Source organism: Sphingobacterium sp. UBA7855, assembly GCA_002500745.1.
GTDB lineage: Bacteria > Bacteroidota > Bacteroidia > Sphingobacteriales > Sphingobacteriaceae > Sphingobacterium.
Genome location: DLST01000015.1, coordinates 30,726 through 52,568, shown reverse-complemented (window position 1 = coordinate 52,568; position 21,843 = coordinate 30,726). Strand labels below are relative to the sequence as shown.

Here is a 21,843-nt window from a genome sequence, read left to right as displayed (position 1 = left end):
ATCGAATGGATTTTGATATAGCATCCACAATTTGTCTGGTTACTTATAGTTAAAAAACGTAGCAAATTCATGAAAAAGAAGATTGTAATAATTGATGATAAGCCGGCAATAGGTCAGTTAATTACGCTATACCTAAATGCGGATTATGACTTTCGCTTCTTTAATAATGCACTAGATGCTTACAATTGGTTAAAGGCGGGAAATGGAGTAGACCTTATTCTATCCGATTACACAATGCCTGAAATGAATGGCTACGATTTATTGTTGATGATCAAGCAAAACGAGTTTTTGAAAGATATCCCTGTTATCTTCTTGTCCGGTGAGGATAACTCAAATACGCGGATCAATTTGCTCGAGGCGGGAGCTGATGATTTTATTTTGAAACCTTTTAATCCACTTGAGTTAAAGTTACGGATTAAAAAAGCTTTAAAATAATGCCTCAATATAGTGATTATATATATTTTGGTGATAATATCGAAACTTTTGATTATTTTCATAAACAACTCCAAGATATTTTGGGTGTTGATTTGAAGTTTTTTAGCTCGTTCGAGGCCATGGATATATATTTTCAGGAGCAAAAAGATCAAATTTTTTCCGTTGTGTTTTATGAGAAGGGCAAAAGCCTTGTCAAAGACTTAGGGCAATTAACGAAACTGCTCCTACACAATAAGGATACTTTGCTTGTTTTGGTTGGCAATGATCTTTCCCGTTTTGAGAAACAGTCTTATTTTGATGCTGGAATTACGAATACGATTAGCCCCTCCGCACAACCGGATGTCTTTCAATCTGTGAAAAAATACATCCATTTATTTTTTGAAGCTACCGCTCAGCGTGAAAAATTTGAAATTGTAACACCTTCTTTTCCTCAAATTGGTATTCCTTTTGGTAAGAGGATATTCGATATTGTTGTATCATCTGTCTTAATCGTATTCCTTTCTCCACTTCTTTTGTTCGTTTTTTTTGCAATCAAGTTAGAGAGCAAGGGATCAGCAGTTTATAAGTCCAAAAGGGTTGGTTCGGGTTATTTTATGTTTGATTTCTATAAATTCAGATCAATGTATCCGGATGCGGATAAGCGACTGAAAGAGTATATGGCTCTAAATCAATATGCGGATGCTACACAGCATGTTGATTCATTTCCCCTCACTATACAGAATGATGAAAATACCTTGGATTTTACGTTAGATGATCTTCGTGATGTTCTAATTGACGATGAAGTGATTGTTAAAGGGTTTGATACTGGAAGTAAGCAAAAAAAGGCTGCTTTCTTTAAGTTGGAAAAGGATCCAAGGGTAACTAAGGTCGGCCGTATTCTTCGCAAATATAGTCTAGATGAACTTCCGCAGTTATTTAATGTTCTCAAAGGAGATATGTCCATTGTTGGTAATAGGCCTTTGCCTTTGTATGAGGCGGAGATGTTGACAACAGATGATAGTGTTGAGCGTTTTATGGCTCCCGCCGGAATTACGGGATTATGGCAAGTGGAAAAGCGAGGAGATAACGGAAGCATGTCCGATCAGGAAAGGATTCAGCTTGATATAGATTATGCAAAGCATTATTCGATCTGGATGGATTTGAAAATTCTGTATAAAACATTTTCTGCATTTATCCAAAAAGCTGATGTTTAGTTTATCGATGATTTTACTTTAAATTGAACTGATGTTTTGGGGCGGTACAAGCCTTTTATTTAAGAACTAGGGAAGAATAATAAAATAGAAATATAATGGGGCCATGCCCTCATAAAGTTTTGTATGAATATGAAGAAAATTATCCCAATATTTTTGTTCTTTATCACTTGTGGTTTACTCAGCCATGCGCAAAATGTACTACAAACAGCCGGAAGTTTAGATTACACTAAACTTTTACTTCCCTCACTTGAAGAACTTTTTGAAAATGCTAAACGGAGCCCAAGTGTAGAAATGTTTGAATCTAAGATGATGGAGCAAGATAATCTATTGAAATCTGAGAAAAGAAGCTGGTTAAAATACTTTAAGGTGGGGGGATCATGGCAGTATGGAAATATAGGTGTTAATTCCATGTTTACAGATCAAAATACGCCTTTGTTTTATCAGTATTCTGGAGCTAAGCAGAATGCTCTTTTTGTAAGTAGTACTGTTTCAGTGCCTTTTGATGACGTTTTTGATCGGTCGAATCGTGTCAAAAGGCAAAAGATGCAGCGTCGTTCAACAGAATTAGAAATGGAAAAATGGTTTGACGAACAGAAGGTTCGCATCATTGATTCTTATGTTAAATTGACCAATGCAATGTCGATATTGAAAAAGAAGACAGAAAATTTAACATTAACGGAAGCACAGCTTAAAACTGTGGAGGCTGATTTTGCTAATGGGCATGCAGGAATTTCGGATTTAAACGCAGCAAAGAAAATGGAAGTGGAAGCATATGAGGCTTATAAGTTGACTGAAAGCACGATAACCGCTGAACTTTTGCATTTAGAAATTTTAAGTAGAACAAAAATTATCAGCAAGTAAAGATGGGTATAGTAATTTACATTATAAAGTCCTTGTATAGGTTTAAATGGTGGCTGATCGTATTGCCATTGCTGGTCATGGGAATTGTTATCTATTTCACGAGGAATATGAATAGACAATATGAATCCGATATGACCATTTATACAGGTATCATTTCCGCTAACGGGACTGAGCTTAGTCAAGATGGTAAGCAAGACTGGAATATCCTTAAAAATTCATTGTTAAATGTCATTAACACCATTGGTTCAAAAGAGACTATGCGCGTTGTGTCGTTAAAGCTGTTCGCCCGAACCATGATCAATGGCGACCCTGAACGAGACAATGTTTATATTTCAAGTGCTCATTTTCGTCAATTGTTGGATATTACACCTTCGGCAGTCAAAAAATTAATTGATAAAACGTCGGAAGAACGTACTGTCGAAAATTTAAAAAGGTACGAAAAAATGGATGCCAAAAACTTTGTTTATGGCTTATTTAATTGGAATCATCCGTATTTTAGTTATGGTGCACTTAGCAAAATTGATATTAAACAGATTGACAACAGCGATATTCTTCATGTTTACTATGAGAATAATGATGCTGGGATCACCTATCAAACATTAAATATATTGAGTGAAGTTTTCGCAGATGAATATAAAACCCTTCAATATAGCAATACCAATAATGTAATAAAATATTTTGAAGCGGAATTGGCAAGAATTGGAAAGGATTTATTCATGAAAGAAGATTCTCTTACCAAATTCAATGTTCAAAATCGCGTTATCCATTATGATAAGCAGACTGAAGCTGTTACAATTTTGGACAAGGACTATGAGATCCGGAAACAAGATGCGCTATCTGCACGTAACAGAGCGCAGGTGAGTATCGCTCAATTAGAATCAGGCATTGATGCAAATATTAAAAGTATTAAAAATAATGCGCAATTTTTGGCTAAAATGAATGATATATCGGACTTAAACTATTCTATTTCTCAAATTGAGTCCTATCGTCCTGATTCATTGAAAACTACAGTCACCAATTCGGCGTCAACACTTGAGGGACTTAAATCGAAATTGAGAAATCAAGAACGGGATTTCCGCAATTTTATCCAGGAATATTCTAGTCAAAAATATACGAAAAATGGCTATCCGAACGCAAACTATGTTGCACAATGGGTAGACGAATTATTAAAATTGGATCAGGCGCAGGCGGATATTAAAGTGGTGGATGATTTTAAAATTGAATTGGATAAAATGTATTCGCATTACTCTCCAATAGGTTCATTACTTAAACGTCAAGAACGGGGTATTAATTTTACTGAACAGAGTTATCTTTCGGTTTTGGGAGGATTGAACGCTGCTCGCCTTCGGCTTAAGAGTCTGGAAATGAGCGCTGCCACATTAAAAGTAATTAATCCTGCAACCTATCCACTTAATTCCAAACCTACCAAGCGTAAGATGCTGGTTATGGGAACCTATTTTGCTACTTTGGTGTTTTTATTGGGCTGTATCTTGGTTTTGGAATTGCTCGATCGAACTTTACGTGATAAGCAAAGGACTGATCGTGTCACAAAAGGGAATGTGATAGGTGCATTTCCGTATAAAAAAATGGGGCGCTATAGTGAACAAATTAAAAAGATGGCATCAAAATCATTAGCAAATCAGTTGTTCGGCTATTTTAAACGTGGAAATGCAGTCAATTTTATCAATGTATTGAAGCTAGATGAAGCGATTGATAGTGGGAATGTGATGCGCTACATCAAAGAGGAATGGGAAACGATTGGTCTTAAAGTGGGGATACTGGAAGAAGCCAAAGACTTTAATGCTAAATCACGAGAATTTTTGATTGAAAATACACTATTAGAACGCATCAAACAAGGGGGAAATGATTTTACGCTTGTAGGCCATACAAGTTCGTTTAATATTCCAGTACCTCCATTCTATCTTGCTCAGGCAGCAGTAAATCTATTGCTACTGGATGCAGAGTCTGCTTGGAAGGAAGAAGATGATGAACTCTTCAAGGAGCTTGCTTTACGCAGTGGAACAGTACCTGTATTAATCTGTCTAGTGAATGCAGATCGATTCGCTACAGAGACATTTACGGGGATGTTGCCGCCGTACAGCTTTTTAAGAAAATTGGAATATAGATTTTCTCAATTGGGAATTACCGCATCTAAAGCTTAGGCATTACGGTAGAAGGAAATGACAAAGGAAGTTTTATTTGATAAAATTGGCTTAAAATTGTTAGCTGTCCTTGGATGTGCGCTGATTACTTTTTTGGCCATATCAGGGGGGCTACTGCCTAGTGTTGGGATTGCGCTGGCTCCTTTTCTTCTATGTTTTCTAATAATTTGTATCCGGAATCCGTTTATCAGCTTTCTTTTCTTATTTGCTGTGTGCTTTTTTATTATGGGATTATTACGTTATGTACGTATTCCTGTACCACCCAGTATTATGGTAGATTTGGTGATTTTATTTAATTTTATAGTAATCGCATTAAATCATCTTTATCGAAATTATAATGCTAAGTTGAAAATACCGCTCTATCTCTTTATTTGTCTAGCTTGGGTAGGATATTGCATGGTTGAAGTATTTAATCCAGCGAGTATATTTGGTAATTGGCTGGCTTCGATCCGTAGCCTAGCGCTCTATCTTTGTTTATTTCAATTTTTAGTATATTATATATTTAAAGATAAATCTCAGCTTAGGTCATTTTTTATTTTTTGGGCGATTTTAGTGCTTTTAGCCGCACTAAAAGCTATTGGACAAAAGTTTATCGGCTTTGATACGGATGAGAGAATTTGGCTTTACACGCTGGGGGCTCACACCCACCTCATCTATAGTGGCATCCGCTATTTTTCTTTTTTTACCGATGCCGCTAATTTTGGTTGTCACATGGGGCTCGGTATGGTTGTTTTTTCCATTTTGTTTATCTATGAGAAAAGTAGAAGTATTCGGGTTTTATACAGTGTAGTTGCTGTCCTAGCGATGTATGGCATGTTGATATCGGGGACCCGATCTGCCATGGCCATACCAATTGCTGGCTATGCATTTTATATTCTGTTATTAAAACGGTGGCGTCTGGTCATTTGGGGATCTCTATTATTTACATTAGTCTTTGGCTTCCTATCTTTAACCAATATTGGAAACAGTAATGCTGATATTCGAAGGATGAGAACAGCTTTTCAATTTAAAGAGGATGCATCTTTCAATTTGCGGAAGGAGAACCAGGCTAAAATGAAAACGTTTATGCGTAATTATCCAATTGGTCTGGGTTTGGGGTCTGCCAAGAATGCTAGTGAGGGGGACCTTTTGGATGGGCTGCCAACAGATACTTCTTTTGTCTTTATTTGGGTAGAAACTGGAGTGATAGGATTGATCCTCTATGTGTTGATTTGGATTTCATGTCTAACGATTTGCTTTTATTTTGTTTGGTTTAAACTGAAGGATCCAATGCTCCGCGGGTTTTGTAGTGCGTCAGCAGCAGGAATTGCAGGCATGATGTTAGCGGGGTATGGAAACGAAGTTTTGCATCAATTCCCAACTGGGGAGACTATATATATATTGATGGCTATGGCAATGTTATGCCCATATTTGCAGCAGAATGAACAAAAAGTCGCATCCTAGAATTTCCTTTATTACTGTTAATTATAATGGTGTAAACGATACATTGAATCTGTTGCAAACGATCTTTGATAACGTCAGCAGCTTTTGTTTTGAAGTAATCGTCATTGATAATGCTTCAGATAGCAATGAATTTGAGTTAATCTTGCAGCGGTATCCATTTGTAAAGGGTAAGTATTTGTCTAAAAATCTGGGATTTGCGGGAGGAAATAATATTGGGCTTGAACTTGCGTGTGGTGATTATTTATATTTGATTAATAATGATACATTGTTACCTAGAAATGCCGACTTACAAATTCAAGCCATGATTTCATTTTGTGAATCAAACCCGAATGTAGGGGGGCTATCTCCTAAAATAATGTATCACAATCCTAGTAATTTGATACAGTTTGCAGGAAGTACACCATTGACACCTATCACTATCAGAAACAAACAAATTGGATACAAGGAAATAGATTATGGTCAATATGATAAAATTGCTCAAATTCCTTATTTTCATGGTGCCGCAATGTTTATTCCTCAGCGTGTAATCGAATATGTTGGCTGCATGCCTACGTGCTACTTTTTGTATTATGAAGAGCTTGATTGGTCCACCAGTATAACCAAATATTTTCCATTGTATTATTTCCCTAGTGCTCAGATTTTTCACTTGGAAAGTGCTTCCACTGGAATCGATAGTCCACTTAAAACCTATTATATTACACGAAATAGAATAATATTTGCCTATAGGCAAAGAAAATATATTTTGCGGGTGATAGCACTGAGTTATTTGATTTTAATTGCTTTTCCAATGCATTTGTCTTTACTTTTGTTTAAATTGAAGTTTAAACAATCTGGTGCGATGATTAAAGGAGTTTTGTCTGCCTGTCGCTGGATTGTTGCGGGACATCGTTAATTAATCTATATGTGTATACTTATAACAGTCTTTTGGTATATAGACTTTTTATTTTTCATAGCCTTTGCTTTGTGGGTAGGCTATGTCGTTTTATTTGCATTTGCATCGAGAATAAAACCGAAAATTAATTTTCCGCAAGCTGAACCATTAGCAAGATTTGCCATATTGTTTCCGGCCTATAAAGAGGATAATGTTATAAAGGAAAGTGTTATTAGTTTTAAGGCGCAGGATTATCCAATTGATAGGTTTGAAATTGTTGTCATTTCTGATGCTATGGAAGATGCGACAAATGACCACCTTCGGCGATTGGGTGTTTCGCTTATACATCCCACTGGAACAGAACGTTCGAAAGCCGCAGCATTAACGACAGCAATGTCTCAATTGGATGCGCAGTTATTTGATGTTGTTGTTGTAATGGATGCGGATAATATTGTTTTTCCTGACTTTCTCAGTAAGCTCAATAATGCTTTTACTTGTGGAGCAAAAGCAATTCAAACCCATCGGACAGCTAAAAATAATACAACAGCAACAGCAATTTTGGATGGTGTGAGCGAAGAAATTAACAATTCTATATTTCGCCTGGGGCATGCTCGCCTTGGTCTACCTGCAGCATTGATCGGATCGGGTATGGCATTCGACTTTAATTGGTTTAAGCAGCGAATAGTACAGATCAAATCGATGGGGGAGGATAAATTTTTAGAATATTTTTTGTTAATGGATAGAATAAACACTACCTATTTGGAAGATGTTGTCATTTTAGATGAAAAGATTCAGTATAGTGATGATTTTTCTAAACAGAGGCGGCGTTGGATCGCTTCACAAATTGATATTTTCTGCCATGCTATTAAGCAGACGCGTAGCGCAATTTTTACCGGTAATTGGCCTTTAATAGACAAGATTTTTCAATGGTCCATGCCACCTCGCATTATAATGCTTGGGATCATTCCTTTGTTTTTTTTGGGATCTTTATTTGCGTCTGATATTTCTTCCTTTAAATGGGGTTTTTTAATTATTTTGTATGTAATGGGTTTAGCTTTGGCAGTTCCAAAAAAGTTGTACACAACACAACTTCTGTGGGCAATATTTAGCTTGCCGCGTATATTTTTAGCGATGATGAGCAGTATAATCCATTTTCGTTCGGGACGATCGACTTTTATTCATACGGAGCATGGTGCTTTACCAAATAAACAGAAGTAGCATGAAATTTACGGTATTAAAGTAATGAAGCTGATATGGGGCTAAAAGAAAAAATAATGCATTCCCCTCGTTTAAAACGTTGGTTGCATACGGTATTAATGCATCCTGTTCGAACGCGTCCGAGATGGTATTTGAGACTATTTCAGTTTTTATATGTACATAAGGGACGAGGTGCTGTTATTTATAGTAGTGTGCGTAAAGACTTGGTACCGTTTAGGAAATGTCAAATCGGTTCTCGGACTGTTGTAGAATCTTACTCTTTAATCAATAATGCAGTAGGAGATCTTATTGTTGGAAGTAATTCACGAATTGGTTTTGGAAATACCATAATAGGCCCTGTAAGCATCGGTGATTATGTGCAAATAGGCCAACATGTGTTGATTTCGGGACTCAATCATAAATATGAAAATATTAATGTAACGATTGCAGAGCAGGGGATCGAAGTCTCTCCTGTGAAGATTGATCATAATGTATGGATAGGTGCAAATGCGGTGATTTTGGCAGGAGTTACAATTGGTGAACACTGTGTCGTGGGGGCAGGTTCGGTGGTGACAAAAGATGTCCCTCCATATTCTGTAGTTGTTGGAAACCCAGCTAAAGTTGTTAAAAAATGGGACGACCAACAAACAAAATGGGTAAGAAATCATGATTAATCAGCCTGAAATAACTATAATAATGCCCGTTTTTAATACCGAGGCATATGTTGATAGCGCTGTTGAGAGTGTATTGCGCCAGACCTTTGAAAGTTTTGAATTGCTATTGATCAACGATGGTTCTACAGATTGTAGTCTTTCACTTCTGGAAAAATGGGCTAAAAAAGATGCTAGGGTACGGGTATTTTCCCAGTCTAATCAGGGCTTGTCTGGAGCTAGAAATACTGGAATAGCGCATGCAAAAGGAAACTTTATTTATTTTATGGATAGTGATGACCTTATCAAGAGAGATACATTACAGATCTGTTATAAATGTTGTAAAGAAAATCACTTAGATTTTGTATTTTTTGACGCTGAAACATTCGCTGATGGGATCCAAGATACAACTCTGTCAACTAGATTCAATTATAGCAGAATATATATAGAGCCAAATGTGCTTTTATCGGGAATTGAAGCTTTTGAAAAACTTTTGGAGTACGATGAATTTTTTTCTTCTGTATGTCTTCTTTTTATAAACAGAACCTTTTTAACTAGAATAGGACTTCTGTTTGAAAAAGGCATCGTGCATGAGGATGAATTATTTACAACAATTTTGTTTATGGAAGCTCATAAAACCAGCTATATACCAGCTACTTTTTTTATGCGTCGTCTGAGGAATGGTTCTATTATGATGGTTGATTATTCCTTGAAAAATATAAACAGCTACTTCATTGTGGGGAATAGATTGTTGGATTATTCCAAAAAAAATGCGAAGATGCGTGATATTGTAACTATTTACCTTAGTGCTATGATAAATGCCGCAGTTTGGAAAGCTTACAAAATGCCACTGAAATATCGACTTACTGTTTTTGTGGTCTGTATAAGACGCTGGCGAAAGTATGTTAAGATAAAGACACTATGCGTATTATTATTTAAAAAATATACACGAAGTTAATGGAAAGTGCCAAGCAGCAGGTTATATCTGGAGTTTTTTTTACTGCGATAGCGAAATATGCAAACTTGATTATTTCTCTTGGTGTTACTGCAGTTCTTGCACGTCTTTTGTCGCCTGAGCAGTTTGGAGTAATCGCAATTGCTATGGTTATTATAGCTTTCCTGAATTTGATTGCAGATATCGGGCTGTTTCCTGCCGTCATTCAATATAAAAATTTGACAAAAGATGAACTTGGTAATCTCTTTTCTATATCTTGCTATTTGGGAGGTTTCTTAGCTCTAGTCCTTGTTTTGATTGCCCCTAAAATAGCGCAGTACTACGATCAGCCCATACTTCAAAATATCATTAGGCTATTAGCACTAGGCCTATTTTTTACAGCAAGCTCAGTAGTGCCCAATGCCTTGTTCTATCGCGAAAGGATGTTCAAATTTATTGCCATCAGAAGCTTTACTATTCAGATCATTTTGGGGGTGGTGTCAATAACTGCTGCTTTTTCGGGGGTAGGTATTTATGCACTTCTGATTAATCCTATTTTATATAGTATACTTCTTTTTATCGTTTCCTATCTACATTTTCCATTGCCTTTTAAATTAAGGGTGTCTTTGGACGAAGTAAGGCCCATTCTACGTTACTCTATATTTCAGTTTTTATTCAATATCGTAAACTATTTTAGTAAAAATTCGGACACATTGCTCATCGGAAGATATCTGGGTGTGCATATCTTAGGCTATTATGACAAAGCCTATCAATTGATGTCCTTGCCGTTGCAAAATATCACGCAGGTAATTACACCGGTGATACACCCGATCTTGAGTTTGAAAAAAGGAGATAAAATGCAACTTATTGTCGCGACTGAACAACTTGTATCTGTATTGGCCTTAATTGGATTTCCTCTCACGGCATTCCTTTACTTTGCCGCCGAAGATCTGATTTATGTATTTTTTGGAGCGCAATGGAAACAAGCAGTTCCGGTATTTCAGTTATTGAGCTTAACTGTGGGCATCCAGCTCATTTTATCTTCGTCAGGATCGATTTTTCAAACAACCGGAGATACGAAGTATATGTTTTTCTCAGGATTACTTTCAGCCTCGCTGAATATAGGTGGGATATTATTGGGTGTTTTCTATTTTAATGCCATTGTGGCGGTGGCTGCATGTCTTGTAATTACAAATTTTATTACATTCCTATTTACCTATTTAATCCTCTATAAAAAAGTTTTTAGTAGAGATATGCTTTCTTTTTTTTATCTTTTAGCAAAGCCAGTTTTAGCGGGTTTATTATTGACGTTTTTACTGTATATATGTAAGATCTTTTTTATAACTGATACAATATGGTATAAGCTGATTATTAAGATATGTGTGTCATCTGCTTTTTTTATTGCTTTTACCTGGTTTGGCGGATATAGATCTTATTTGGAGTTATACTTAAAAAGAGGACGTTAAGACTGATCATCAGACCGTTAATTGGCCCAACATCACAATCTATGGAATTAAAAGTTTTATTTCTCGTCTTTCATGGCTTTAGTGCCCACAATGGTATTAGTAAAAAGATTTTTGGGCAGGTTAGAGGACTCCAACAATGCGGAGCAAATGTCAAGTTATGCTATTATGAAGTGCTAAATAATGGGCATCGTGCATGGATTGTAGATAATGAAGTGATTGCGGATTTTGGAAAGGGGATTTTTGCAAAATTAAGAAAGAGATGGGACTTTGATGAATTAACCGCGTATGTGCGTAGAGAGCAGTTTGATTTAATATACATGCGTTCTTATCACAACTCGAGTCCGGCTATAATTGGTGCATTGAGAGAATTCAAAAGAGCTGGAGCGAAAGTAGTCGTGGAAGTTCCAACATATCCTTATGATCAAGAATATACTCGTTTTATCGATAAAATTGTACAAATGCCGGATCGGTTTTTTCGAAGATCCATGGCTTTGGTATTAGATGGTATTGTGACATTTACTGAAGAGAATGAAATTTTTGGTGCAAAGACAATCAAAATCTCTAATGGGATTGATCTAGATGAAATTCCGCTACGAATTAAAAAAGCTCGAAATGAGGAGGAGATTCATTTGCTGGGGGTGGCGGAAATTCATTTTTGGCATGGATTTGATCGTGTGATAAGGGGGTTAGGTGTATATTATAATCGAAATCCGAGATGCCGAGTCTATTTCGATATCGTTGGCAATATAAGTGGAGCAAGGGAACATAATGAAATATTTTCCGCTATCGAAGCGGCGGGAGTACAGCAGTATGTTTTCATGCATGGTGCTCTTTGGGGTGAGAACCTTGATGTTATGTTTGACCAGGCAGATTTTGCTATCGGTAGTTTGGCCAGACATCGTAGTGGGATAACGTACATAAGAACTTTAAAGACCCGGGAGTATGCAGCGAGAGGGATACCTTTTATGTATTCAGAGATAGATTCTGATTTTGAAAATAAGCCTTATATTTTAAAGGCTGCGCCGGATGAATCGCCTATTGATATTGATCAAATTGTATCCTATTGCTTGTCTAAAGATTGGGAACCATCACGCATTAGAGATGATGTTTATGAATTATCCTGGAGGAATCAAATGAAAAAAGTTTTAGAACATTTAAATTTGTACCGATGCTATCATTCCTAAATAAATTTAAGGATAAATTTCATTACAATATAATAATAGAATGGTACAATATGTTGGAGCTTCTAACACGGAGGAAACAGCGATTATTACCAGATGTTATGACAATTGATGAAACTATTCAACATATTATTTCCAAAAACAGTTCTGTTAGTCGATTTGGCGATGGTGAAATGCTCTTGATAGGTGGTGAGGGAATTCGTTTTCAGCATCCTGATACCGAATTGTCTAAACGATTGGCCGAAGTCATTACGAGTGATCTTACAAACCATATCGTATGTGTGTCAGATGCATTTGTCGGTTTGGAAAGATACAATAGGCGTGCGCGTCGATTTTGGCGTGCGCATTTTTATTTGTATGGTTATTTGTGGGATAAATATCTCAAGCAAGGTAAAAGGTATGGAAATACCTTTATCACGCGCCCGTATATTGATTTCCTAGACCAGAAAAAGTCAATTCAATGGTTTAATATGTTAAAGCAAATTTGGGAAAAGCGGGATATCATTTTCATAGAAGGAGAAAAAAGTCGCTTGGGAGTAGGTAATGATCTGTTTAATAATGTCAAAAGTGTCGGTCGGATCTTGTGCCGGTCAAAAAGTGCATTCGACCAATACGATTTAATTATCGAGGAGGCAAGCAAATTGGCTAAAAATAGTCTTATCTTGATTGCCTTGGGGCCAACAGCGACGGTATTGGCGTATGATTTATCCAAATTAGGTTATCAGGCGATAGATGTCGGACATATTGATATTGAATATGAATGGTTAAGGATGGGCGCTAAACATAAAATCAATATAACGTCTAAATATGTCAATGAAGTGATCGGCGGCGATCAGGTTGTGGTAAAGGACGAGGATCTATATCAACGTCAGATTTTAAAAAGGCTGTTTTGAGGGGATGAAAATTTTGTATTATTTACCTTCACTGTATACATCTGGAGGATTGGAACGTATTATCATTTTTAAAGCAAATTATTTTGCTGATCATCTACCGAATGTGGAAGTGGTTTTAATGACATCTGAACAACTAAATAAACCCACCTTTTTTCCGTTGTCTGAAAAAGTGAAGCATGTTGACATTGATGTGCGTATTGATTACCCTTTTGACCAGTCGCCTTTATTGAAAGTGCTTCGTTTTCCTTTTCTTTATCGTCGATTTAAAAATAGGTTTCTACAAATTCTGCGACAAGAAAAGCCAGATATCGTAATTTCTACGATTAGGCGAGAAATTAACTTTTTACCATTGTTAAATGATGGAAGTGTTAAAGTGGCAGAATTGCATGTCACTAAAGAGTTTTATCATCCAAATTTTCCTAAGGGCCTAAATGGTTTTTTGCGAAAGAGAAAAGATACTATAAGGCTTGAAAAGCTAAAATTGATGGACGCGGTCGTTTTTCTTACAGCGCAAGAAAAAAGTTTTTGGCCTGAATTATCAAACGTACACGTGATTCCTAATCCGATAGTTTTGCGACCTAGAGAACAGTCTTCTTGCCAAGCAAAGCAAGTTATTGCAGTGGGGAGGTATGTTCCTCAAAAAGGATTTGATCTACTAATAGAAGCATGGCGCATTGTAAATGTCCGCCATCCAGATTGGGTTTTAAAAATCTATGGTGATGGTAGTCCAGTTGAACTTCAAAATGAAATTAATCGTCTAGGCTTAGAAGAAAGCTGTAGATTAAGACCTAGCACGACCGCTATTGAAAAGAAATATTGCGATAGCTCTATTTTTGTGCTATCTTCACGTTATGAGGGGTTTGGTATGGTATTGATTGAGGCTATGGCATGTGGATTACCTGCTGTTGCATTTGATTGCCCCTCAGGCCCAAGTGAAATAGTTCGTGATGGTGAAGATGGATATTTAGTTGAAAATGGAAATATAGAGGAATTAGCCAAACGAATTTGTGACTTGATAAAAGACGATCTACTTAGAAAGGAAATGGGGAAAAGAGCACAGCTAAATAGTGCTCGGTTTCAGGTTGAAAATATAGCAGATCGATGGAAAGACCTATTTGATTCTTTTGGTAAACACACTAAAAGTGATTAACTATATGAAAAGGAGACTTAAGCTAGCTTACATTATTCCAGGTTTGTTTTATCCGAGTGGAATGGAAAGAGTGCTTACAGCAAAGGTAAATTATTTCGTCAGAGAGTTTGATTATGAGATTCACATTTTTGTTACCGACGGAAAAGGATCAGCGCCTTATTATGCCTTAGATGAAAAAATACAATTGCATCACCTCGATATAAACTTTGACGGCATTTTTTCGTTACCGTTATTGAGAAGGTCATGGAGCTATTGGAAAAAACAGCGCTTATTTAAGCGAAGACTCGAAGAAGAGTTGTGTATTATAAAGCCTGATATTACGGTGTCACTATTGAGGCGAGACATCAATTTCATTCATGAATTAAAGGATGGTAGTTTGAAGGTTGGCGAATTACACTTTAATAGGTTGGTATATCGTCAGTTTACAGATACGAGATTTCCAGGCTTTATAAGGAGAGGAATATCTAAATTATGGCAGGCGCAGCTCATTAAAAATTTGAGAAAACTTTCAGCTTTTGTTGTGCTAACGCATGAAGACGCGGGCTATTGGCACGAACTTAACAATGTTTCTGTAATCTCAAATCCCTTATCTTTCTATCCTGATGAAGCGGCATTGCTTAATAACAAACAGGTGATTGCTGTTGGAAGAATGACTTATCAAAAAGGATTCGATTTGCTGATTGAGTCTTGGCAATTAGTCTCTAGAAAGCATCAGGATTGGATATTAAAAATTTATGGTGGTGGAGATCAGGATATATATATGTCGATGATAAGGAAGTTGGGCCTGTCGCATAGTTGTTTTTTGGAAAATGGAACCTCTTCAATTGCTGAAAAATACAATGATAGTTCGATCTTTGTATTATCGTCAAGGTATGAGGGATTCCCATTGGTTTTGGGGGAGACAATGGCTTATGGCGTTCCACCAGTATCTTTTATGTGTCCTTGTGGCCCGAAGGATATTATCATTGACGGGGAAAATGGATTACTGGTAGAGAATGGTAATGTTAAACTGTTGGCTGAAGGAATATGTTTACTCATTGAGGATGATGTGAAGAGAAAAGAAATGGGAAGAAATGCAAGAAGGGATGTTAAAAAATTTGATTTGGAAAATATAGCAAAACAATGGAAAGAACTTTTTGAATCTATACAACCGGTAGAATGATAATGATATGAAGAACAAGTGGTATGCGAAATATTTATCTGTTTATCAGGTTACTCCAGATCAAGTCTCTCAGTCTACCATCGATACTATAGCGAACCAGCTTAAAAAATTTGAAGTGATAGAACCTTTGGTCACGATCTCAGTAATTGCATATAATGAGGATAAGAATTTATGGGCCTGTTTGTGGTCGCTAAGTGATCTAAAATCCCGTTATCCTATCGAAATTATTGGAGTGAATAATAATTCGATTGATAAAACGGAAGAAATTTTTAAAAAATCGGGTATCAGATATTTTAATGAGCAGAAAAATGGATGTGGTTTTGCTAGGCTATGCGGGTTGAACCATGCGAGGGGGAAATATCATCTTAATATCGACGCAGATACACTTTATCCAAGCGATTATGTAGATGTGATGGTGAGTGCATTAAAAGAAAAGGGTGTGGTGGCTGCAAGTGCTTCCTGGGGCTATATTCCAGATAAGGATCACAGTCGATTTTCGCTATGGCTATATACGTGGGCGCGAGACATTTTTTTATTTGTCCAGTCTATAAAGAGACCCGAACTTAGTGTTAGGGGATTAGTGTTTGCTTATCATACTGAATTAGCCCAAAAAGTTGGGATACGTACTGATATTATAAGAGGAGAGGATGGATCTTTAGCATTAGGTTTGAAGAAGTTTGGCAAGATAGCTTTTGTTCGCGATAAAAAAGCAAAAGCAATGACAGGTTATGGTACTCTCTCTGCGGATGGAACCTTATTCAATAGTTTTAAAGTTCGTTTGAAGAGAGCATTCAAGAATTTCTTATTGATTTTCTCCAAATCGGATAGTTACAAAGATGAGGATTCAAATTTAATTAAAAGTGATAAGAGGAAATAGGTAATCTATTTAATACAAATGAGTTTGAATATTTTCTTTTGGAGCGCCCTGTTGTTGGTGCTATATACCTATATCGGTTATGCTATCGTAATTTTTATACTAGCCAGGTTATTTCCATACCCCATTCACAGAAAGCAGGGGGGGCAAAACAGTGAGGGAAAGCAGTTTCCTCCATTGACGTTATTTATTACCGCTTATAATGAGGCGGAAATTATCCCTGAAAAAATGTCAAATTGCCTTGAACTTGATTACCCAGTAGACAGGTTACATATCCTATGGGTTATAGATGGGAGTACAGACCAAAGTCGTGAGCTATTGAAACAGTATCCGATGGTTGAGATTATCGGGTCACCCCTTAGGAGAGGCAAAACCGCTGCCGTTAACCATGGTATGGAATATGTTAAAACTCCAATTGTTGTGTTTAGCGATGCAAATTGTTTGCTAAATGTAGAGGCTTTGAAAATTATTGCCGACCAATTTAGTGATCCAACAATAGGTTGTGTCTCTGGCGAGAAAAGAGTGGCTTTTAGCAGTGATGATACTGTTTCATCAAAAGGGGAGGGAGCTTATTGGAAATATGAATCGCTGCTGAAAAAGTTAGACTTTGAGTTCTATTCTGCTGTAGGAGCTGCAGGAGAATTATTTGCAGTGCGAACAGAATTATTCACTTCGATGGAAGAAGATACCTTGTTGGATGATTTTATGCTATCAATGCGTATTGCACAACAAGGCCATCGGATTGCCTACACATCCAATGCCTATGCTGTCGAGTACGGGTCGCTAAACATGGAAGAAGAAGGTAAGCGGAAAAGACGTATTGCTGCAGGTGGATGGCAGTCTATAGGAAGGTTACTTCCGTTATTAAATGTGTTTAAGTTTGGGAAGCTGAGTTTTCAGTATATTTCACATCGTGTGCTGCGGTGGTCTGTCACACCTTTTGCCCTTTTTGCTCTCTTTCCCTTGTCGGCCATTCTTGGATATCGAAATTCATCATCATTCAATGTGTTTTACGTCATTTTTGCGCTTCAGTGTCTCTGTTATCTTTGTGCGGCTTTGGGATATGCGCGGCGAAATAATCCCAATAGTTCGAAATTATTTTATATCCCGTACTACTTTTTGTTTATGAACATCAATGTGATGCGTGGAATTTACTATTTATTTAGCAGGCGCTTTGTTGGCGGGTGGGAGAAATCTCAAAGAAAATAAACCTATGAATGTTATGGAGAAAAAAATATTACATGATTTAAAGTTCTTGGAGAAGATACTGAATATAACTTGCGATACATTATTGTTAATCAATCGTGATAACATTTGCGTGGATGCAATAATGAAAACAAATAATCCAATTCTAAATCCTGACGTCGATGTGATTGGCAAGAATATTTTGTCCCTTTTGCCCCAACCGACATCGAGGCTCATTGAACAGGAATTTGCATTTTGTCGTCAGACAGGGGAAACCTCCAATCTAAATTACGATCTTCCAACAGATGAACAGATGTATTATTTCAAATTTCTGATTCACAAATTTGATGACGAACATTTAATTTGCCAGTATCGGGATATTACTCAAAGAAGTAATATGAAATACCGTCTTAAATCGGCTCTTACCGCACAGCTTGAAGTGGGAAAGGTCGCCATGATTGGCCATTGGACCTATGATCTGCAGCGTCAAGAATTAATACACAATGGTTATTCTAATTTACACAAAAGAAATCTGGAAGCACCTGAGAAGATCACTTTGGCACAGTTACTGAATTATGTCCATCCAGATGACAGAAAAGGAATGGAGACATTTCTACATAATGATTCCATAGAGAATAGTACATTTGAATACCGTATAAAGCAATCTGGTGTTCCCATCACCTATGTGCGGGCGACAAAATATGCCAAACGCCTTGAAAACAATGTATGTATAATAGAAGGTTTTTCGCAAAATGTAAGTGATTTCATTAAAAATAGAAATGAACTTGAAATGGTGCTTGCGGTAGTTGATAATGCACCGTATAGTATTTTTGCATGTCATAAAAATGGTAATATGGCTTTTGCAAATAAAGCATGCCGGAAGCAAAATGGTCTGAATGAACAGGAAGATATAACTGACTTAAAGATCTTTGAATGTCTGCGTGAGTTCACCACACAAGAAGCTTGGGATTTATCGGTGCAAAAAATCATTTCTGCTTCGGGTTATTATCAATACCGCTGTGATACGCTGTATCCAGAATTGGATATTATCGGTTCTGAATGCAGTTCGCTGATGATCAAAAATGGCAATGGTGAGGATATTGTCTGGACCATCAAGCGCGATATCTCTGATCAGCTACGTTATGAAGAGCAACTCTTGCGCTCAAAGGAAGCAGCAGAGGAATCCGAACGATTAAAGTCTGCCTTTATCTCCAATATGAATCATGAAATCCGTACTCCGCTTAGTGCCATTATGGGTTTTGGAAGTATTATTGCAGATACGCCAGATCCTGAATTGCGAAAGGAATATGGTGAGCTCCTCAACGCTAATAGTAGCCAGTTGCTGCGGTTGATAACCGACGTGCTTGAAATGTCACAAATGGATGCAGGTAGCGTTAGGCTAAAGAATTCGGATGTGTCTCTTAAGGGAATATTAAATGAATTATCAATGAGTTTCCTGCCCAATGATGAGCAGCCAGCGATAATTTTTGACATTCCAGAAAGGGAGGTTGTGGCGAGACTGGATCGTGGTCGGGTCATTCAGGTTCTGGTCAATCTTATTAATAACAGCTTAAAATTTACACCGCCAGAAGGTGCTGTGCATGTTGGTTACACTCTAAACGATGATCATATAGTGTTTTATGTAAAGGATAATGGTATAGGCATAGCCAAGGAAAATCATGCATTGATCTTCAATCGGTTTTATAAGATTAACTCATTGGATAAGGGTACAGGGTTAGGTTTGGCGATTTGTAAGGGTATCGTTGAGCAGATGAATGGGCAATTAAGTGTCGAGTCGGAGCTTGGAGAGGGAGCAACTTTTAGCATAAGATTTCCCCTAATTGAACAGGTTTAAATAATATTTTATGGCGCAAGAGTTTGAATTTAGACCGTTTAGTATAACCGGCGCGTTAGTTAGATTTGTAGTTGTTATCGTAGCGCTGCTTACCTCATTGTCTTTTTTAGCGTTGTTTATCTCGCCACAGACCACTGTTTTTTTTCAATGGCTTGGTGTGTTATTGCCAGCGCTTGTCTTTAGTAATTTGCTTTTCCTTATTATTGGCCTTTACAGGCGCAGTTGGTATAGTATTTGTCCGTTAATAGCAATATTGGCTAACTTTCATTATTTCGCAAAGATAATTCAAGTAAACTCGACTGAACAGAATGAAACGGCAGACATACGCTTAGCGTCGTATAATGTCCGTGAATTCAAAATGATTTATAATTTATCTTCCATGGAACAGATTGCTTCCTATATTGAATCACAGCAAGTAAATACGTTATGTTTACAAGAGGTGCCGGCCGACTGTTCGGTGTCGAAATTGAAGGAGGTATTTGGCCAGTTTCCATATTTAATAATGACAGAAAGCAATTCAGGAAATAATCAGCTTGCTATCTTAAGCAAGTTTCCTTTGGACTCAGTTCAGACTGTATCATTTGAGGAACGTCCGAATTGTGCGATTTTCGTCGATCTTTCCTTTAAAGGTGAAAAGATCCGAATTGGAACTTGCCATTTGCAAACGACAAATTGGAACCAGGTGAAAGGAAATCTATTAGCTGCCGAAAATGTAGTGGTTAAATGGTGGAGTGCAATTAAAACAATGTCGGGAAATTTCAGGTTGAGAGGTGCCCAGGCAGATTGTTTAAGAAATATAATCGATAAATCACCTTTTCCTACACTTATTTGTGGAGACTTCAATAACAGTCCTAACTCATATAGTTATCATAAAATTAAAGGAAATCTAAAGGATGCGTTTTGCGAAGCGGGTAATGGATATGGCTATACCTATGCCTATTTAATGAAGCTCTTCCGGATTGATTTTGTTTTCTTTTCCGGCAATGAATTCCGGGCTATAAATTATAGTACAGGCAATGTTGACTATAGTGACCATCTTCCTGTATTAGTTGATTTAAAGATAAATTGATATTGTATAATATTTTTGCTACACAAATTATTGCAGCAATTAATAACGTAATATTGGTTTATGAATGGTAAAGAATGATTGGATCCTTCTATATAATATCTAATTAAGTTATAATGATCTATGGAAATTGATTTTTCAACGTATAATATTCTCATCGTAGAGGATTCTGAGTTAAATCTTTTTGTATTAAAAGAAATCTTAGAGCGCGAACATTTCACCGTATTCTCTGCTTCAGGTGCTAAAGGAGCATTCGAAAATTTGGGAAATCATCGGATTGACCTTATTTTAATGGATGTTGTCATGGGCGAAAAAAATGGATTTGATCTGACAGCGGAGTTGAAATCCATGGAACAGTATAAACATATTCCGGTATTGTTTATTACGAACTTAAAGTCTGCTGATGATGTTGTGCGTGGATTTGATAGTGGTGGTGTTGACTACGTTTCGAAGCCTTTTAACAAAAAGGAATTACTTCAACGTATCAAACATCAGATCAAGCTTATTGAATCGGGCAATACGATTGCCAAACAGACAGCACAGCTTCAGGAAGCAATATTAAACCGGGATAGAATGTATGCTATTCTGGCACATGATCTCCGAAGTCCAATATCTTCATTAAAAATGATCTTAAATATTTTGACCATGAGCCCCGAAAGCAGTAATACTGGGTATGCCGATATGGTCAATACTGGGAATGATATCGCTGAGCAACTTTTTAGCGTTTTGGACAATTTGCTCAAATGGACTAAAAATAGCTTGGGTGTACTAAGTTACATGCCCCAGGAAATTGAGTTTGATGAAATGGTTAAAGGTGTAGTTGAGACGCTACAACCGACAGCCAAGTTGAAAAATATCGACATACAGTTAACTTTAGAGTCTAGTTTGCAGATCTTTTTTGATGTAGACATTATGAAAAGTATGTTGAGGAATCTTTTGATCAATGCGGTGAAGTTTAGCCACGAAAATTCCCTGATCAGGCTCAATTTATATCGCGATAAAGATGATGCTGTTGTCGAATTTATCGATACAGGAGTGGGAATGAGCTTGGATGCACAGCGTCAGTTACAAGACCAAATTATGGAAGAGGGTAAGATTACGCCAATGCGGGAAAAAGGTAAGGGTTTGGGACTGTGGGTTGTTTACCATTTTATCCAACAAAACGGTGGGGCCTTCTTTTTCGAATCGGAAGAACATATCGGCTCACGTTTCGGCTTTCGTGTTCCATTGCTGGATAACCCGTCTAACCATTAAAAATTCACAGT

Annotated in this window: 19 protein-coding genes; all 19 read left to right on the top strand. The window is 37.0% G+C overall.

The features are described 5' to 3' along the window. Window positions 1-69 precede the first annotated feature (69 nt). The 19 genes from B2107_RS12770 (at window position 70) to B2107_RS12680 (ending at window position 21,832) form a co-directional block, all read left to right on the top strand. Window positions 70-435, top strand: a complete 366-nt coding sequence (locus tag B2107_RS12770; protein ID WP_293956043.1) for a response regulator — start codon at window positions 70-72, stop codon at window positions 433-435. After that, window positions 435-1,628, top strand: a complete 1,194-nt coding sequence (locus tag B2107_RS12765; RefSeq protein ID WP_293956041.1) for a sugar transferase — start codon at window positions 435-437, stop codon at window positions 1,626-1,628. Before B2107_RS12770 ends, B2107_RS12765 begins: the two co-directional genes overlap by 1 nt. Before the next feature lie 129 nt (window positions 1,629-1,757). Continuing rightward, window positions 1,758-2,489: a TolC family protein gene (locus B2107_RS12760; protein ID WP_293956039.1), complete on the top strand. Its 732-nt coding sequence runs from the start codon at window positions 1,758-1,760 to the stop codon at window positions 2,487-2,489. 2 nt (window positions 2,490-2,491) lie between these two features. Continuing rightward, window positions 2,492-4,651: a GumC family protein gene (locus B2107_RS12755; protein ID WP_293956037.1), complete on the top strand. Its 2,160-nt coding sequence runs from the start codon at window positions 2,492-2,494 to the stop codon at window positions 4,649-4,651. 225 nt (window positions 4,652-4,876) lie between these two features. Continuing rightward, window positions 4,877-6,094 carry an O-antigen ligase family protein gene (locus B2107_RS12750; protein WP_293956035.1) on the top strand — a complete coding sequence of 406 codons (1,218 nt, stop codon included), beginning with the start codon at window positions 4,877-4,879 and terminating at the stop codon, window positions 6,092-6,094. Further along, the gene (locus B2107_RS12745; RefSeq protein WP_293956034.1) at window positions 6,072-6,986 is read left to right on the top strand and encodes a glycosyltransferase family 2 protein; all 915 of its coding nucleotides are present in this window, start codon (window positions 6,072-6,074) and stop codon (window positions 6,984-6,986) included. Before B2107_RS12750 ends, B2107_RS12745 begins: the two co-directional genes overlap by 23 nt. Before the next feature lie 9 nt (window positions 6,987-6,995). Beyond that, window positions 6,996-8,183, top strand: coding sequence for a glycosyltransferase family 2 protein (locus tag B2107_RS12740; RefSeq protein WP_293956033.1), 1,188 nt, complete (start codon window positions 6,996-6,998; stop codon window positions 8,181-8,183). Between the two features lie 56 nt (window positions 8,184-8,239). Then, complete coding sequence (locus B2107_RS12735; protein WP_293956031.1) at window positions 8,240-8,836, top strand: acyltransferase; 597 nt, start codon at window positions 8,240-8,242, stop codon at window positions 8,834-8,836. Further along, window positions 8,829-9,770, top strand: coding sequence for a glycosyltransferase (locus B2107_RS12730; RefSeq protein WP_293956029.1), 942 nt, complete (start codon window positions 8,829-8,831; stop codon window positions 9,768-9,770). Before B2107_RS12735 ends, B2107_RS12730 begins: the two co-directional genes overlap by 8 nt. Then, entirely contained in the window at window positions 9,770-11,212 is a 1,443-nt protein-coding gene (locus tag B2107_RS12725; RefSeq protein WP_293956028.1) for a lipopolysaccharide biosynthesis protein, read from the top strand. The genes B2107_RS12730 and B2107_RS12725 overlap by 1 nt, the downstream gene beginning before the upstream one ends. Before the next feature lie 41 nt (window positions 11,213-11,253). Then, complete coding sequence (locus tag B2107_RS12720; protein WP_293956027.1) at window positions 11,254-12,396, top strand: hypothetical protein; 1,143 nt, start codon at window positions 11,254-11,256, stop codon at window positions 12,394-12,396. 50 nt (window positions 12,397-12,446) lie between these two features. Further along, window positions 12,447-13,286, top strand: coding sequence for an SP_1767 family glycosyltransferase (locus tag B2107_RS12715; protein ID WP_293956026.1), 840 nt, complete (start codon window positions 12,447-12,449; stop codon window positions 13,284-13,286). A 4-nt stretch (window positions 13,287-13,290) separates the two neighbouring features. Then, a complete protein-coding gene (locus tag B2107_RS12710) occupies window positions 13,291-14,436 on the top strand; it encodes a glycosyltransferase family 4 protein (RefSeq protein ID WP_293956025.1) in 1,146 nt (381 codons plus the stop codon). 4 nt (window positions 14,437-14,440) lie between these two features. Next, window positions 14,441-15,598: a glycosyltransferase family 4 protein gene (locus B2107_RS12705; RefSeq protein ID WP_293956024.1), complete on the top strand. Its 1,158-nt coding sequence runs from the start codon at window positions 14,441-14,443 to the stop codon at window positions 15,596-15,598. 7 nt (window positions 15,599-15,605) lie between these two features. Further along, window positions 15,606-16,475: a glycosyltransferase family 2 protein gene (locus B2107_RS12700; RefSeq protein WP_293956023.1), complete on the top strand. Its 870-nt coding sequence runs from the start codon at window positions 15,606-15,608 to the stop codon at window positions 16,473-16,475. 18 nt (window positions 16,476-16,493) lie between these two features. After that, window positions 16,494-17,681, top strand: a complete 1,188-nt coding sequence (locus B2107_RS12695) for a glycosyltransferase family 2 protein (RefSeq protein ID WP_293956022.1) — start codon at window positions 16,494-16,496, stop codon at window positions 17,679-17,681. Window positions 17,682-17,694: 13 nt separating this feature from the next. Then, window positions 17,695-19,512, top strand: coding sequence for a PAS domain-containing sensor histidine kinase (locus tag B2107_RS12690; protein ID WP_293956021.1), 1,818 nt, complete (start codon window positions 17,695-17,697; stop codon window positions 19,510-19,512). A 10-nt stretch (window positions 19,513-19,522) separates the two neighbouring features. Continuing rightward, a complete protein-coding gene (locus B2107_RS12685; RefSeq protein ID WP_293956020.1) occupies window positions 19,523-20,581 on the top strand; it encodes an endonuclease/exonuclease/phosphatase family protein in 1,059 nt (352 codons plus the stop codon). 120 nt (window positions 20,582-20,701) lie between these two features. Then, window positions 20,702-21,832, top strand: a complete 1,131-nt coding sequence (locus B2107_RS12680) for a hybrid sensor histidine kinase/response regulator (protein WP_293956019.1) — start codon at window positions 20,702-20,704, stop codon at window positions 21,830-21,832. Window positions 21,833-21,843 lie beyond the last annotated feature (11 nt).

Coding starts and splice junctions, on each gene's coding strand:
- B2107_RS12700 (WP_293956023.1), top strand. CDS start 15,606: ATGAAGAACAAGTGGTATGCGAAATATTTATCTGTTTATCAGGTTACT.
- B2107_RS12680 (WP_293956019.1), top strand. CDS start 20,702: ATGGAAATTGATTTTTCAACGTATAATATTCTCATCGTAGAGGATTCT.
- B2107_RS12715 (WP_293956026.1), top strand. CDS start 12,447: ATGTTGGAGCTTCTAACACGGAGGAAACAGCGATTATTACCAGATGTT.
- B2107_RS12710 (WP_293956025.1), top strand. CDS start 13,291: ATGAAAATTTTGTATTATTTACCTTCACTGTATACATCTGGAGGATTG.
- B2107_RS12740 (WP_293956033.1), top strand. CDS start 6,996: ATGTGTATACTTATAACAGTCTTTTGGTATATAGACTTTTTATTTTTC.
- B2107_RS12760 (WP_293956039.1), top strand. CDS start 1,758: ATGAAGAAAATTATCCCAATATTTTTGTTCTTTATCACTTGTGGTTTA.
- B2107_RS12770 (WP_293956043.1), top strand. CDS start 70: ATGAAAAAGAAGATTGTAATAATTGATGATAAGCCGGCAATAGGTCAG.
- B2107_RS12685 (WP_293956020.1), top strand. CDS start 19,523: ATGGCGCAAGAGTTTGAATTTAGACCGTTTAGTATAACCGGCGCGTTA.
- B2107_RS12730 (WP_293956029.1), top strand. CDS start 8,829: ATGATTAATCAGCCTGAAATAACTATAATAATGCCCGTTTTTAATACC.
- B2107_RS12755 (WP_293956037.1), top strand. CDS start 2,492: ATGGGTATAGTAATTTACATTATAAAGTCCTTGTATAGGTTTAAATGG.
- B2107_RS12690 (WP_293956021.1), top strand. CDS start 17,695: ATGGAGAAAAAAATATTACATGATTTAAAGTTCTTGGAGAAGATACTG.
- B2107_RS12705 (WP_293956024.1), top strand. CDS start 14,441: ATGAAAAGGAGACTTAAGCTAGCTTACATTATTCCAGGTTTGTTTTAT.
- B2107_RS12745 (WP_293956034.1), top strand. CDS start 6,072: ATGAACAAAAAGTCGCATCCTAGAATTTCCTTTATTACTGTTAATTAT.
- B2107_RS12695 (WP_293956022.1), top strand. CDS start 16,494: ATGAGTTTGAATATTTTCTTTTGGAGCGCCCTGTTGTTGGTGCTATAT.
- B2107_RS12765 (WP_293956041.1), top strand. CDS start 435: ATGCCTCAATATAGTGATTATATATATTTTGGTGATAATATCGAAACT.
- B2107_RS12750 (WP_293956035.1), top strand. CDS start 4,877: ATGGGATTATTACGTTATGTACGTATTCCTGTACCACCCAGTATTATG.
- B2107_RS12725 (WP_293956028.1), top strand. CDS start 9,770: ATGGAAAGTGCCAAGCAGCAGGTTATATCTGGAGTTTTTTTTACTGCG.
- B2107_RS12735 (WP_293956031.1), top strand. CDS start 8,240: ATGCATTCCCCTCGTTTAAAACGTTGGTTGCATACGGTATTAATGCAT.
- B2107_RS12720 (WP_293956027.1), top strand. CDS start 11,254: ATGGAATTAAAAGTTTTATTTCTCGTCTTTCATGGCTTTAGTGCCCAC.